The sequence below is a fragment of the Parafrankia sp. EAN1pec genome (genome assembly GCF_000018005.1).
GTDB classification, from domain to species: domain Bacteria; phylum Actinomycetota; class Actinomycetes; order Frankiales; family Frankiaceae; genus Parafrankia; species Parafrankia soli.
The window spans coordinates 4116703-4132901 of sequence record NC_009921.1 but is presented as its reverse complement, the minus strand read 5'-3'; the positions used below and the strand labels follow the sequence as shown (position 1 = coordinate 4132901).

General features: G+C 75.7%; 3 protein-coding genes. All 3 read left to right on the top strand.

What is annotated here, in order from left to right:
- Positions 1-97: 97 nt before the first annotated feature.
- The 3 genes from FRANEAN1_RS16800 (at position 98) to FRANEAN1_RS43540 (ending at position 16187) form a co-directional block, all read left to right on the top strand.
- Entirely contained in the window at positions 98-1294 is a 1197-nt protein-coding gene (locus tag FRANEAN1_RS16800) for a cytochrome P450 (RefSeq protein ID WP_020461016.1), read from the top strand.
- 54 nt (positions 1295-1348) lie between these two features.
- The gene (locus FRANEAN1_RS16795; protein ID WP_018506033.1) at positions 1349-1543 is read left to right on the top strand and encodes a ferredoxin; all 195 of its coding nucleotides are present in this window, start codon (positions 1349-1351) and stop codon (positions 1541-1543) included.
- A 121-nt stretch (positions 1544-1664) separates the two neighbouring features.
- Positions 1665-16187, top strand: coding sequence for a type I polyketide synthase (locus FRANEAN1_RS43540; protein ID WP_020461015.1), 14523 nt, complete (start codon positions 1665-1667; stop codon positions 16185-16187).
- The last annotated feature ends 12 nt before the right edge of the window (positions 16188-16199 follow it).

Sequence of the window (16199 nt, the reverse complement as noted above, 5' to 3'; positions counted from 1 at the left end):
CTGGGAGCGGTCATCCTACCGGCGCACCCGGCGCGGACGGCGCACCTCGACCGGTCCGCGGCCCCGGGGCCAGGACCTGTCCCCTGGAGGTCGTCCCATGACTGGGACCGAGATCCCCGAGTACCCGCTGGCGCGGACGTGCCCGTTCCACCCGCCCGCCGGTTACGCCCGCTACCGCGAGCACGGGCCGGTGAACCCGGTGCGGCTCTACGACGGCCGGCGGGTGTGGGCCGTCACCGGGCACGCCGAGGCCCGCGAGGTGCTGCTGAACACGCGGCTGTTCTCCTCGGAGCGCGCCGACCCGCGCTATCCGGCGACCAGCCCCCGTTTCGAGGCGGCCCGCAAGGTCCGCAACTTCATCGGCATGGACCCGCCGGACCACACCGCGCAGCGGCGGATGCTGCAGTCCAGCTTCACCATGCGCCGGATCAACGGCCTGCGCCCCGGCATCCAGCGGCTCGTCGACGAACTGCTCGACGCGATCGTCGCCAAGGGCCCGGTGGTCGACCTGGTGCCCGAGTTCGCGCTGCCGATCCCGTCGATCGTCATCTCCGAGCTGCTCGGGGTGCCCTACGGGGACCACGCTTTCTTCGAGCAGCAGTCCCGGCGGGTGGCCAGCGGCACCTCGACGCTGGAGGAGAGCGCGGACGCGTTCACCCAGCTGCTCCAGTACCTCGACGGGCTCATCCAGGACAAGGAGCGCTCCGCCGGCGACGGCCTGCTCGACGTCCTCATCGCCGAGCAGGTGCGCCCCGGGGTCCTGACCCGGCGCGAGCTCGTCGACATCTCGCTGCTGCTGCTCGTGGCCGGCCATGAGACGACGGCCAGCGCCATCGCGCTCGGCGTGGTCGCCCTGCTCGAGCACCCCGACCAGCTCGCCGCGCTGCGCGCCGACCCCGCGCTGCTGCCCAGCGCCGTCGAGGAGCTGCTGCGCTTCACCACGATCGCCGACAGCGTGGCCCGGTTCGCGACGGCCGACACCGAACTGGCCGGCCAGCCCGTCGCCGCCGGGGACGGTGTTCTCGTCGTGCTCTCCGCCGCGAACCGCGACGGCACGGTCTTCCCCGACCCGGACCTCCTCGACCTGGCCCGCCGCGCCCGCAGCCACGTGGCCTTCGGCCACGGCGCGCACCAGTGCATCGGGCACAACATCGCCCGCGCCGAGCTGGAGATCGCGTTCTCCACGCTGTTCGCCCGCCTCCCCGGCCTGCGGCTCGCGGTGCCGCTCGACCGGCTGCCCGGCAAGGACGCCGGCGGGGTGCAGGGCGTCTTCGAGCTGCCCGTCGCCTGGTGAGGGGCGGGTGAGGGGCGTCCGCCCCGGCACCGACGACGAAAAGGACCGGACCGCATGCGCGTCATCGCCGACACCAACCGCTGCCTGGGCGCCGGGCAGTGCGTCCTGGCCGACCCCGAGCGCTTCGACCAGTCGGACGACGGCATCGTCGTGGTGCTGCGGGCCGAGGCCACGGACCCGGCCGAGCAGGAGGAGGTGCGGGAGACGGTCTCCCACTGCCCGTCGCGCGCGCTCTCCCTGGCCGACTGACCCCGGCCCGGCCGCGGCCGGCGCCCCGGTGCTTTAGCCGGCGCGAAGGACACCGTTAGCGACCACACCGACGCTCAAGGCCTACCCGCCGTGTCGTTCTCACGAGGGAGCCCGAGCAGTGATGGTCAACGATCAGGTCCCGCCCGGCAACGGGAAGCCGTCCACCCCTGGGCAGCCGTCCACCCCTGGACAGCCGTCCGACCCTGGGCGGTCGCCCGCCGCGGTCGTCTCCCCCGCGACGGCCGTGGGAGCCGTGGCGGGCGGGGCGGGCGTGCCGGGCGAACCGGTGGCCGTCATCGGCCTGGCCGCCCGGCTGCCCGAGGCGCCGGACGTCGCCGCGTTCTGGCGGCTGCTGGAGCGCGGCGGGCAGGCGGTCGGCGCCCCGCCGGCGGACCGCTGGTCCGCGGACGCACCGCCGTTCGGCGCGTTCCTCGACGAGGTCGACCGCTTCGACGCCGACTTCTTCGGGATCTCACCCCGGGAGGCCGCCGCGACCGACCCCCAGCAGCGGCTGCTGCTGGAGCTGGGCTGGGAGGCGATCGAGGACGCCCGGATCGTGCCGGCCGCCCTCGCCGGCAGCCGCACCGCCGTGTTCACCGCGGCGATCTGGGACGACTACGCCGCCCTGCACCATCAGCGGGGCGGCCCGGCGGCGGGCCGGCACACCATGACCGGGCTCGGCCGGGGACTGCTCGCCAACCGGCTGTCCTACCTGCTCGGGCTCACCGGGCCCAGCCTCACCGTGGACGCCGCCCAGTCGTCGTCGCTGGTCGCCGTGCACCTGGCCGCCGAGTCGCTGCGCCGCGGCGAGGCGGAGCTGGCGATCGTCGGCGGGATCAACCTCATCCTGGCCCCGGCCAGCTCCGCCGCGAGCGCCCGCTTCGGCGCGCTCTCGCCGAACGGCCGCTGCTTCACCTTCGACGCGCGGGCCAACGGCTACGTGCGTGGCGAGGGCGGGGTCGCCGTCGTCCTCAAGCCGCTCGCCCGCGCCCTCGCGGACGGCGACCCGGTGCGCTGCGTGCTGCTCGGCGGCGCGGTCAACAACGACGGCGGCGGCGCCGGCCTGACCGTGCCCGACCAGCACGCCCAGGAGGCGGTGCTGCGCGCCGCCTACCAGGCCGCCGGTCTCTCGCCGGCCCGGGCCCGCTACGTCGAGCTGCACGGCACCGGCACACCCGTCGGCGACCCGGTGGAGGCGGCGGCGCTGGGCGCGGTGATCGGCACGGCCCGCGCCGGGGAGAACGCCGGGCCGCTGCTGGTCGGCTCGGCCAAGACTAACGTGGGTCACCTCGAGGGGGCCGCCGGCCTGGTCGGCCTGCTCAAGACCGCCCTGGCCCTCGCCCACCGGCGGCTGCCCGCCAGCCTGAACTTCGAGCGGCAGAACCCGGCGATCCCCCTGGACGAGCTCGGCCTGCGGGTCGTCACGGAGGCCACCGACTGGCCGGCGGACGACAGCGCGCCGATCGCCGGGGTCAGCTCCTTCGGGATGGGCGGCACCAACTGCCACCTGGTGCTGGCCGCGCCCCCGGTCCCGGCCGACGTGATCCCGGCCGACGTGGTGCCGGGAACGGCGCCCGGCGGGGATCTCCCGCTGCCCTGGGTGCTCTCCGGCCGCGGCGAGCCGGCCCTGCGCGGGCAGGCCCGGCGCCTCCTCACACTGTTGGAACAGGACGTCACCCGGCTGGAACAGGACGAGACCCCGCTGGAGCAGGACGACGCCGTCCGCTCGGTGGACGTCGGCTACTCGCTGGCGGCGACCCGCACCCACTTCGAGGACCGCGCGGTGATCCTGGCCGCCGACCGGCCGTCCCGCCTGGCCGCGCTGCGCGCGCTGAGCCAGGGTGACCCGGCCACCGGCCTGGTCGTGGGGCAGGCGCCGGGCGGGACGGGCGGCTCCTGGGCGTTCCTGTTCACCGGGCAGGGCAGCCAGCGGCCCGGGATGGGCCGCGAGCTGTACGACGCGTTCCCCACGTATGCCGCCGCGTTCGACGAGCTGTGCGCCGCGTTCGACCCGCACCTGGACCGACCGCTGCGCGACGTCGTGTTCGCCGCCGAGGGCAGCTCCGAGGCGGCCCTGCTCGACAGCACCCGCTACACCCAGCCGGCGCTGTTCACCGTGGAGGTCGCGCTCTTCCGGCTGGTGACCGGCTGGGGGCTGCGCCCGGCCCTGCTCGCCGGCCACTCCATCGGTGAACTGGCCGCCGCGCACGCCGCCGAAGTGCTCGATCTCGCCGACGCGGCGGCCCTCGTCGCCGCCCGCGGCCGGCTGATGGGCGCGCTGCCGCCCGGCGGCGCGATGGTGGCCGTCGAGGCCGACGAGCCCGAGGTCCTGGAGCTGCTCGCCGACCGGGACGGGCGGGTGGCCGTCGCCGCGGTGAACGGGCCGCGGGCGGTCGTCCTCTCCGGAGACGAGCCGGCCACGCTCGAGGTGGCCGCGGCGCTGGCGGAACACGGCCGGCGCACCCGCCGGCTGACCGTCAGCCACGCCTTCCACTCCCCGCACATGGACGGCATGCTCGCCGACTTCCGGGAAGCCGCCACCGCGGTGGAACTACGCGCACCGCGCATCCCGCTGGTCAGCAACGTCACCGGGGCCCTCGCCACCACGGACCAGCTGACCTCCCCGGACTACTGGGTGCGGCACGTCCGCGACACCGTGCGGTTCGGCGCCGGGGTGGCCGCGCTGACCGCCGCCGGGGCCACCGGTTTCGTCGAGCTCGGACCGGACGCGGTGCTCAGCGCCCTCGTCCCCGCGGCGGTACCGACCCTGCGCCGCGGCCGGCGGGAGGTCGCCACCCTGCTGGGCGCGCTGGCGGCCGCGCACGTCCGGGGCGCCGAGGTGGACTGGGCCGGGCTCCTCGCCGAGCACGGCGGCCGCGCGACCGACCTGCCCACCTACGCCTTCCAGCGCAGCCGGCACTGGCTCCCGGACGCACCCGCACCCGCACCCACGAGCACCGTGCCCGCCAGCACTACTGTTCCCGCCAGCACGGCGGCCGACGGCACCGCGGCGCACGGCGTCACGGTGGACGGCACCACGGCAGACGACGCCGGGATCGACCGGGCCACGGCGGACGACTCCGGGTCGGGCGACCGTCCCGGGGCCGCTCTCGCCGGGCTGTCCGACGCGGAGCGGGCGCGGCGGCTGCGTGCCCTCGTCCTGGACCGGACCGCGGCCGTGCTCGACCACGGCTCGGCGGACGACATCGACCACCGCCGCACCTTCCGCGACCTCGGCTTCGACTCCCTGGCGGGCGTCGAGCTGCGGGACCGCCTCGCCGAGGCGACCGGCCTGACGCTGCCGGCCGGCCTGGTGTACGACCAGCCCACCGTCGACGCCCTCGTCACCCACCTCGACGGCCTGCTCACCGGCCGCGCGGCCGCCGCCGCGCCCAGGCGGCGGGAGGGCGCGGGTACGGACGACCCCATCGTCATCGTGTCGATGGCCTGCCGTCTGCCCGGCGGGGTCGCGTCTCCCGAGCAGCTGTGGGAGCTGGTCGCCGCCGGCGGGGACGCCGTCGGCCCGTTCCCCACCGACCGCGGCTGGGACCTCGACGGGCTCTACGACCCGGACCCCGACCAGCCCGGGACCGTCTACACCCGGCAGGGCGGGTTCCTGCACGACGCCGGGGACTTCGACCCGGAGCTGTTCGGGATCTCCCCCCGTGAGGCGACCGCGATGGACCCGCAGCAGCGGCTGCTGCTGGAGACGTCCTGGGAGGCGTTCGAGCGGGCCGGGATCGTCCCGGGCTCGCTGCGCGGCTCACGCACCGGCGTGTTCACCGGCGCGACGTCGATGGACTACGGCCCGCGGCTGCACGAGCCGGCGGGCGGGGTCGAGGGCTACCTCCTCACCGGCACGACGACAAGCATCGTGTCCGGGCGGGTGTCCTACACGTTCGGGCTGGAGGGCCCGGCGGTCACCGTCGACACCGCCTGCTCCTCCTCCCTGGTCGCCTTGCACCTCGCCGCCCAGGCACTGCGCAGCGGCGAATGCGACCTCGCCCTCGCCGGCGGCGTCACGGTGATGGCGACCCCGGGCATGTTCCTGGAGTTCAGCCGCCAGCGGGGGCTGGCCGCCGACGGCCGGTGCAAGTCCTTCGCCAACGCCGCCGACGGGACCGGCTGGTCCGAAGGCGCCGGCATCCTCCTGCTCGAACGGCTCTCCGACGCCCGGCGCAACAACCACCCGGTCCTGGCGCTGGTCCGCGGCACCGCGGTCAACCAGGACGGGGCGAGCAACGGCCTCACCGCTCCGAACGGACCGTCGCAGGAGCGGGTGATCCGCCAGGCTCTCGCCAACGCCGGGCTCAACCCGGCCGACATCGATGCCGTCGAGGCGCACGGCACCGGCACCCGCCTCGGCGACCCCATCGAAGCCCAGGCCCTGCTGGCGACCTACGGGCAGGACCGACCTGACGACCAGCCCCTGTGGCTGGGGAGCCTGAAGTCCAACATCGGCCACGCCCAGGCCGCTGCCGGGGTCGCCGGCATCGTCAAGATCGTCCAGGCCCTCCACAACAGCGAACTCCCCCGCACCCTGCACGTCGACGAACCCACCCCCCACGTCGACTGGCACACCGGAAACGTCGCACTACTCACCGAGAAGCAACCCTGGGAACCAGGCACCCGGCCCCGCCGCGCCGCCGTCTCCTCCTTCGGCATCAGCGGCACCAACGCCCACGTCATCCTCGAAGAACCCGGAGGACTGTCGGGCGGCACAAGCCACGCCGGCGGGGACGGCGACGACGTCCCGGCGGAGGGGGCGCCGGCGTCAACCGCCGCGGCCCAGGGCGAGCCCCGGGAGCCGGTCCAGCCACTGCCGTGGTTGTTGTCGGGTCACAGCGAGCAGGCACTCCAAGCCCAAGCCCGCGCGCTCCAGGCCTACCTCGCAGACCAGCCGGACACCCACCCCGCCGGCATCGCCGCCACCCTCACCCACCACCGCACCCACCACACCCACCGCGCCGTCATCCTCATCGACACCAGCGCCAACCCCAGCCGGGGCAGCGCCGGCCCGGTCGACGGTCACATCGCGGTTCCAGCCGACGCTCTGGCGGCGTTGGCCGCTCTGGCCACCGGTGGCGACCACCCCCACCTCACCCGCGGACACGTCCCCCCCACACCCCGCCTCGGCTACCTCTTCACCGGCCAAGGCAGCCAACGCCCCGGCATGGGCCGCGAACTCTACAAAGCATTCCCCGTCTTCACCGCCGCCTTCGACGAAACCGCCGCCGCCTTCACCCCCCACCTCCAACACCCACTCCACGACATCATCTTCGCCGCACCCAACACCCCCCAAGCCCACCTCCTCAACCAAACCCACTACACCCAACCCGCCCTGTTCACATTGCAAACCGCCCTCTACCACCTCCTCACCCACCACGGCCTCACCCCCGACTACCTCACCGGCCACTCCATCGGCGAAATCACCGCCGCCCACCTCGCCGGCATCCTCACCCTCCCCGACGCCGCCACCCTCGTCGCCACCCGCGGCCACCTCATGAACACCGCCCCACCCGGCGGCACCATGATCGCCATCGACACCACCGAAGAAGACATCACCCCCCACCTCACCCCCACCGTCTCCATCGCCGCCATCAACAGCCCCACCACCCTCGTCATCGCCGGCGACCCCACCGACACCCACCGCATCGCCACCCACTACCAAAACAAAGGCACCCGCACCCGCAAACTCACCGTCAGCCACGCCTTCCACTCACCCCACATGGACCCCATCCTCAACCAGCTCCACCACACCCTCACCACCCTCACCCTCCACCCACCCCAAATCCCCATCATCAGCACCCTCACCGGCACCCTCGCCGACCACACCATCACCACCCCCGACTACTGGACCCGCCACACCCGCCACACCGTCCGCTACCACCAAGCCGTCCAAACCCTCACCACCCTCGGCACCACCCACCACCTCGAACTCGGACCCCACCCCACCCTCACCACCCTCACCCCCCACACCACCCCCACCCTCCGCACCAGCCACCCCGAAACACACACCCTCACCACCGCCCTCGCCACCACCCACACCCACGGCTTCCCCACCCACTGGCACACCCCCACCACCACCCCACCCACCAACCTCCCCACCTACCCCTTCCAACGACGGCACTTCTGGTTCCGGGCGCCGACGGCCTGGGCCCGGGAGGAGTACCTGCTCGGCGCCGCGGTGGAGCGCGCCGACGACGGCGGCCTGCTGTTCACCGGAACCCTCGACCTCGACCGCCACCCCTGGCTCGCCGACCATGTCATCGGCGGCCGGCCGCTCGTGCCGGGCAGCCTGTTCGTCGACCTCGCGCTGCGCGCCGGCCTGCGCGCCGACGCTCCCGTGCTCGACGAGCTGACCCTGCAGACCCCGCTGCTCCTGCCGGAGCGCGGCACGCTGAGCGTGCAGGTCTCGGTCGGCGGCGTGGACGAGCACGGCCGCCGTGCGCTGACCGTGCACTCCCGGCCGGGTGAGGAGGACCCCTGGGCCCTGCACGCCACCGGCGCCCTGCGGCAGGAGGAGATCGCGGGCGCGGACAGCCCGGCGCCGGCCGCGGATCCCTGGCCACCGGCCGGGGCGGACCCGCTCGACGTGGCGGACGTGTACCAGCGCCTGGGCGCGCTCGGCTACGACTACGGCGCGGGCCTGCGCAACGTGACGGCGGCCTGGCAGGCCGGGGACACCCTGCTCGCCGAGGTCCGCCTCGGCGCCGGCGCGGACGTCCGCGAGAACACCGGCGAAACCGGCGACCCGGGTGACTCGGGTGGCCCGGCCAGGGCCGACGGGACGGACGGGACCGACGGGACCGACGGGACCGACGGGGAGCCCTTCGCGCTGCATCCGGCGCTACTCGACGCCGCCCTGCACCTGCTGCCCCTGTACGGCGGGGCGGACGGGGTGCGGGTGCCGTTCTCCTGGACCGGGGTCCGGCTCGCCGCCGTCGGCGCGACCACGGTGCGGGTCCGGCTCACGCCGGCCGACGACGGCTCCGTCGCGGTTCTGCTCACCGATCTCGACGGCCTGCCGGTGGCCTCGGCGCGTTCCCTGACGCTGCGCGCCGTGACCGCGGACGCGTTCGCTCCGGCGACCGACGCCCTGTACACGCTGGAGTGGCGCCCGGTCGCGACGGACACCGCCACGATCGACGCCGCCACGGCCGGCACCGCCGGAGGCGTTCCGGCGGAAGGCATCGAGCTACGGCGGGTCGCCGGCGGCCGGGGGGCCGCGGTCGTGGCCGGTGAGGTCCTGGCGTTGGTCCAGGACGCGCTGGCGCGCGACGCGGGAGCCGACGCGGGCCCGGGTTCCCGGCTGGCCGTCGTCACCTCCGCCGCGGTCTGGACCGGCCCCGCCGACCTGGACGTCGACCCGGCCGCGGCCACCGCCTGGGGCCTGCTGCGCAGTGCGATGTCGGAGCATCCCGACCGGTTCCTGCTGCTGGACACCGACGGTGACGCCGCGTCGGAATCCGCCCTGACCGCCGCGTTGGCCACCGCGCTGCGCACGGGTGAGAGCCAGCTGGCGCTGCGCGCCGGACGGCTGCTCGCACCCCGGCTGCAACGGCTGCCGGCAGGCTCGTCGCCCGCGGGCGACGAGCCGGCGGACGAGACGCGACACGAGCACGGCACCGCGCTGATCACCGGGGCCACCGGGGCGCTCGGCGGGTTGATCGCCGAACGGCTGGTGACCCGACACGGGGTGCGCCACCTGCTGCTGGTCAGCCGCCGCGGCCCGGACGCACCGGGCGCCGACCGCCTGCTCGCCCGGCTACGGGAGCTGGGCGCGCACGCCCGCCTGGTCGCCTGCGACACGGCCGACCGGGACGCGCTGGCCGCGCTGCTCGCGACCATCCCGGCCGAGCAGCCGCTCACCGCCGTCGTGCACGCCGCCGGGGTGCTCGACGACGGCACCATCGAGACCCTCACCCCCGACCGCCTCACCACCACCCTCACCCCCAAAGCCGACGCCGCCACCCACCTCCACACCCTCACCCACCACCACCCCCTCCACACCTTCCTCCTCTTCTCCTCCATCACCGCCACCACCGGCACCGCCGGCCAAGCCAACTACGCCGCCGCCAACGCCTACCTCGACGCCCTCGCCCACCACCGCCACACCCACCACCTCCCCGCCACCAGCATCGCCTGGGGCCTCTGGCACCCCACCGAAACCACCACCACCGACGCCGACACCAACACCGACGGCGGCATGGCCGCCACCCTGGCGCAGGCGGACCTGAACCGGCTCGCCCGGGCCGGCATCGCGCCGCTGCCCGCCGAGCAGGCCCTGCGGCTGTTCGACGAGGTCTTCGCCGGCGGGCACGCCGACCGTCCCCTGCTGGTGGCCTCCCGTTTCGACACCCGCGCGCTCACCGCGCCGGGAGCCGTCGTGCCGCCCCCGCTGCGCTCGCTGGTGCGCGGCACCCCCCGCCGCGGTGACGGCCCGCGCGCGGCCAGCGCCGGCCGGCCGGCGCTGGCGTCCCGGCTGGCCGGGGTGAGCACCACCGAGGCGGACCGGCTGCTGCTCGAGCTCGTCCGGGAGACGGTCGCGCTCGTCCTCGGGCACACCGACACCGCCGCGGTGCCCGAGGACCGGGCCTTCACCGACCTCGGTTTCGACTCGTTGGCCGCCGTCGACCTGCGCAACCGGCTCGGCACCGCCACCGGCCTGCGACTGCCCGCCACCGTCGTCTTCGACCACCCAACCCCGAACGCGCTGGCGGGCCTGCTGCGCGAGGAGCTACTCGGCGCGGCGGCCGACGGCGCAACCCCAGCGACGGCCGCCGGCGCGGCCCCGGCGGCGGGCGACGATCCGATCGTCATCGTGTCGATGGCGTGCCGCCTGCCCGGCGGGGTCCGCTCGCCGGAGGACCTGTGGCGACTGCTCGCCGACGGCACGGACGCGGTCTCCGGCTTCCCCACCGACCGCGGCTGGGACCTCGACGCGCTCTACGACCCCGACCCCGACCACCTCGGCACCTCCTACGCCCGCGAGGGCGGGTTCCTGCACGACGCCGGGGACTTCGACCCGGAGCTGTTCGGCATCAGCCCGCGGGAGGCGATGACGACCGATCCGCAGCAGCGGCTGCTGCTGGAGACGTCCTGGGAGGCGTTCGAACGGGCCGGCATCGCGCCCGACTCGCTGCGCGGCTCGCGCACCGGCGTGTTCGCCGGCGTCATGTACAACGACTACGGGGCCCGGCTGCACCAGTCCGGCACGCCTGCGGCGGGCTTCGAGGGGTACCTGGTCAGCGGAAGCGCCGGCAGCGTCGCCTCAGGCCGGGTGTCCTACACGTTCGGGCTGGAGGGCCCGGCGGTCACCGTCGACACCGCCTGCTCCTCCTCCCTCGTCGCCCTGCACCTCGCCGCCCAGGCCCTACGCAGCGGCGAATGCGACCTCGCCCTCGCCGGCGGCGTCACCGTCATGGCCAGCCCCGCCACCTTCATCGAGTTCAGCCGCCAGCGCGGCCTCGCCGCCGACGGCCGGTGCAAACCCTTCGCCAACGCCGCCGACGGCACCGGCTGGTCCGAAGGCGCCGGCATCCTCCTGCTCGAACGGCTCTCCGACGCCCGCCGCAACAACCACCCCGTCCTCGCCATCGTCCGCGGCACCGCCACCAACCAGGACGGCGCCAGCAACGGCCTCACCGCCCCCAACGGACCCTCCCAACAACGCGTCATCCGCCAGGCCCTCACCAACGCCGGACTCAACCCCGCCGACATCGACGCCGTCGAAGCCCACGGCACCGGCACCCGCCTCGGCGACCCCATCGAAGCCCAAGCCCTCCTCGCCACCTACGGCCAGAACCGACCCGACAACCAACCCCTCTGGCTCGGCAGCCTCAAATCCAACATCGGCCACACCCAGGCCGCCGCCGGCGCCGCCGGCATCATCAAAATCATCCAGGCCCTCCACCACAACGAACTCCCCCGCACCCTCCACGTCGACGAACCCACCCCCCACATCGACTGGCACACCGGAAACGTCGCACTACTCACCGAGAAGCAACCCTGGGAACCAGGCACCCGGCCCCGCCGCGCCGCCGTCTCCTCCTTCGGCATCAGCGGCACCAACGCCCACGTCATCCTCGAAGAACCCGGCCAGTCCACCGGGCCCGACGGAACCGGAGCACCCGACGGGAGCATCGGCGTCCCGCCGGTGTGGGTGCTGCGCGCGCACAGCGCGGCGGGGCTGCGAGCCCACGCCGCGAAGCTGGGCGACGATCTCGAACACCGGCCGGCAGTGGCGCCGATCGACATCGCGCGGCAGCTCGCCCGGGTCCAGGCGGGGCTGGAGTGGCGGGCCTCGTTCGTCGCGGCCGAGCACGCGGACGCGCTGCGCGCGCTGGACCTGCTGGCCCGGGACGAGCCCGACCCTGGACGGGCGACCGGGCAGGCCCTCGGCACGCTGCGCACCGCGTTCCTGTTCACCGGGCAGGGCAGTCAGCGCCCCGGCATGGGCCGCGAACTGTACGAGGCGTTCCCGGCGTTCGCCACCGCGTTCGACGAGGTGGCCGCGGCCTTCGCGCCGGGCCTAGACCAGCCGCTGCGCGACGTCGTGTTCGCCGCGCCCGGCAGCCCGGAGGCGGCGCTGCTGGACTCGACCGCCTGGACGCAGCCGGCGCTGTTCGCGCACGAGGTCGCCCTGTTCCGGCTGTTGGCGGGCTGGGGTGTGCGTCCCGACGCGGTGCTGGGCCACTCCATCGGCGCGATCGCCGCGGCGCACGCGGTCGGGGTGCTGTCGCTGGCCGACGCCGCGACGCTGGTCGGCGCCCGCGCCCGGCTGATGGCCACGCTGCCGGTCGGGGGCACGATGGCGGCCCTGTCCGTCCCGGCCGACGAGGCGGCGGCCCTGCTCGCCGACGTCGACGGGGCGGTGTCGCTCGCCGCGGTCAACGGCCCCCGGGCGACCGTGGTGTCCGGGGCGGAACGGGCCGTCGCCGAGGTCGTCCGCCGGGCGGCGGCGGGTGGCGCCCGCACCCGGCTGCTGTCGGTCAGCCACGCGTTCCACTCCCCGCTGATCGAGCCGATCCTCGACGAGTTCCGGGACGTCGTCGCCGGCCTGGCCTTCGCCGCGCCGACCGTCACGGTCGTCTCCGACCTCACCGGGGAGCCGGTCCCGGCCGACGTCCTGGCGACGCCCGAGTACTGGGTGCGCCACGCGCGGGAGACCGTGCTGTTCGCGCCCGCCGTCCAGGCGCTGCGCGAATCGGGCATCCGCGGGTTCCTGGAGATCGGCCCGGACACCGTCCTGGCCACGATGGCCGCCGACACACTCGCCCAACCACCGGTCACGGCCGAGGTGGTCACGCTGGCCACCCAGCGGCGGGGCCGTCCCGAGCCGGAGACGCTCGCCGCGGCGCTGGGCGCCCTGGACGCCGCGGGCGGGCGGGTCGACTGGTCGGCCTACTTCGGCCCAGGGCCCGCGGTGGAGCTGCCCACCTATCCGTTCCAGCGGTCCCGCTACTGGCTCGACGTCACCGCCTCCGGCCCGGGACCGGACCTGGGTGCGGCCGGGCTGGATCCGGCCGGGCACCCGTTGCTGGGCGCGGCGCTGGAACTGGCCGACGGCTCCGGCTCGGTGCTCACCGGACGGCTCTCGCTGGCCGACCAGCCGTGGCTGGCCGACCACCGGGTCGCCGGGGCGGTGGTGGCGCCGGCGACGGCGCTGCTCGGCCTCGCCCTGCACGCGGCCCGGGTGGCCGGGGCGGCCGCGCTGGAGGAGCTGACCCTGGCGGCACCGCTGGTGCTGCCCGAGCAGGGCAGCCTGGCACTGCAGGTCGTCGTCGGGACAGCCGACGACTCCGGCCGGACCACGCTGCGCGTGCACTCCCGTCCGGACGGGGCGCGCCAGCCCTGGACCGTTCACGCCAGCGGGCTGTTCGGCCCCGACGCGGCCTCCGCGCCGCCCGCCCGGCCCGAACCGGACACCTGGCCGCCGGCGGACGCCCAACCACTCGGCGGCCCCGCCGACAGCGACAGCGACACCGACACCGGCTACAACGGCTACGACGATCTCGCCCGCCTCGGCTACGACTACGGGCCGATCTTCCAGGGCCTGCGAGCCGGTTGGCGGCGCGGGAACGAGCTGTTCGCCGAACTCGTGCCACCGGGCGACGCGACGTTCGGCGCGGCCCCGCATCCCGCGTTGCTCGACGCGGCCATGCACCCGCTCGCCCTCGCCGGCACCGTCGGCACCGACCCTGACGGCACCGGCACCGTCGGCACCGGCACCGTCGGCACCGACACCGTCGGCACCGCCGCCGGCCCGGCCGGTGCCGGCGGCATCCGGGTGCCGTTCTCCTGGCACGGGGTGTGGACGGCGACGTCCGGCGGCTGGGCCGGCCCGCTGCGGGTGCGCATCACCCCGGTCGGGCCGGACACCGTGCGGCTGCTGCTCACCGACACCGCGGACACCCCGCTGCTGGCCGTGGACCGGCTCGTGGTGCGCGCGGTCGACCCGGCCCGGCTGGCCGGGGCACGCGGCACCGACGGCGCGCTGCACCGCCTGGCCTGGGTCCCGCCGGTCGGCCCGGCACCCGCTCGGGCGGTCGCCGCGGCGACCGCCCGAGAGCTGGCCGGCTGGGCGCAGGCCGAGCGGCTGCTGGCCGACGTCGCGGCCGGCGGTGCGGCGCCCGAGGCGGTGCTGCTGGACGTCGCCGGTCCCACCGCCGACTCCGTGTCGCCGGCGGCGGCCCGGGAGATCCTGCTCGCCGCGCTGCCGGTGCTGCGCGGCTGGCTCGCCCAGGAACAACTGGCGGACAGCCGGCTGGTGCTGCTGACCCGCGGTGCCGTCGCCGCCCGGGTCGGGGACCAGGTCGACGGACTCGCCCAGGCCGCGTTGTGGGGACTCGTCCGCACGGCGCAGACGGAGAACCCGGGCGTGTTCACCCTGGTCGACACCGACGGCACCCCGTCCTCCGAACGGGCGCTGGGAGCCGCCGTCGCCACCGGGGAGCCTCAGGTCGCGGTGCGCGACGGGCAGCTCCTGCTGCCCCGGCTGGAACCGCTGCCGGCGCCACCCGGCGCGCCCGAGGCTCCTGTCACAGCCGACACGCCGCAGGAGCAGGACGACAGCGCGACCGTCCCCGGACCGCTGTTCCCCTCGACCGGCACCGTGCTGGTGACCGGGGCGACCGGTGCCCTGGGCGGCCTCGTCGCCCGCCGGCTGGTGGCCCGGCACGGCGTCCGCCGGCTGCTGCTGACCAGTCGGCGCGGCCCGGCCGCGCCCGGCGCCGACGACCTGGTGGAGCGGCTGACCGGACTGGGAGCCGAGGTGCGGCTCGTCGCCGGCGATCTCGCCGATCCCGACGAACTGCGCCGGCTGCTCGCGGAGGTTCCCGCCGCGCATCCACTGTCCGCTGTCGTGCACGTCGCCGGGATCACCGCCGACGCGACGCTGGGGGCGCTGGACGCCGAACGCCTCGACGAGGTGCTGCGCCCCAAGGCGGAGGCGGCCTGGCTGCTGCACGAGCTGACCCGGGAGGCCGGGCTGGCAGCCTTCGTGCTGTTCTCCTCGGTCGCGGGCGTCGTCGGCAACGCCGGCCAGGCCAACTACGCCGCCGCCAACTCCTACCTCGACGCCCTCGCGGAGCATCGCCAGGCCCTGGGCCTGCCGGCCGTGTCACTGGCCTGGGGGCTGTGGGAGCAGGCGGAGGGCATGGGCGGCGCGCTGTCCGTGGCCGACCGGGCCCGCATCGCACGCGGCGGCATCCGGGCGATCAGCGAGCAGGAGGGGCTGGATCTGTTCGACGCCGCCGTGGCCGCCGGAGCACCGGTGGCGGTACCGGCCCGCTTCGATCTCGGCGCGCTGCGCGCCGCCGCCCGCGAGCAGCGGCTGGCCCCGCCGCTGTACGGACTGCTGCCGGCCGGTTTCGCCGCCGCGGCGGCCGGGCCGGTGCCGGGCGGCGCCGCGGGCGGGACCGCGGCGTCGAACGGGACCGCGGGGCCGAACGGGTCGTCCCCGCGGGAGCCGGGCCGGGACGGGGCCAACGGCTCCGGCCCGGCAGACCCGCCGTGGCTGCGCCGGCTCCGCGAGGTGTCGGCCGGCGAACGGCCCCGGGTGTCGCGGGAACTGGTCCGCGCCACGGTGGCCGAGGTCCTCGGGCACCCGGCCAGCTATCCGGTGCCGGTCGACCGGGGCCTGCTCGACTTCGGTTTCGACTCGCTCACCGCGGTGGAGCTGCGCAACCGGATCGGCGCGGCGACCGGTCTGCGGCTGCCGCCGACGATGCTGTTCGACCATCCGACGGTCGAGACGCTCGCCCGGCATCTGCTGGCCGAGCTGGCCCGGGCGCTGCCGGGTGGGACCGCCGACGCGCTGTCCCGCCTTGACGAGCTGGAAGCGGCCCTCGCCCAGCTGGACCCGCCGGACGGACCGGACGGGCCAGACGGGCCAGACGGGCTGACAGTTCCCGACGTACCGGGCCGGTCCGACGGCGCAGGGCAGCCGCCCGCCGCCGACCCCCTGCGGGACCAGCTCGCGGAACGGCTGTCCGCCCTGCTCGCCCGGATCGCGCCGGGCCGGGCCGGGCGTCCGCTGCCCCTCGCCTCCGCGGTCGCCCCCGTCTTCGCCCCCGCGCTCGGCACGGCCTCGGACGACGAGCTCTTCGAGCTCATCGACGAGCAACTCGGCACCGACTGACCACCAGCCCCG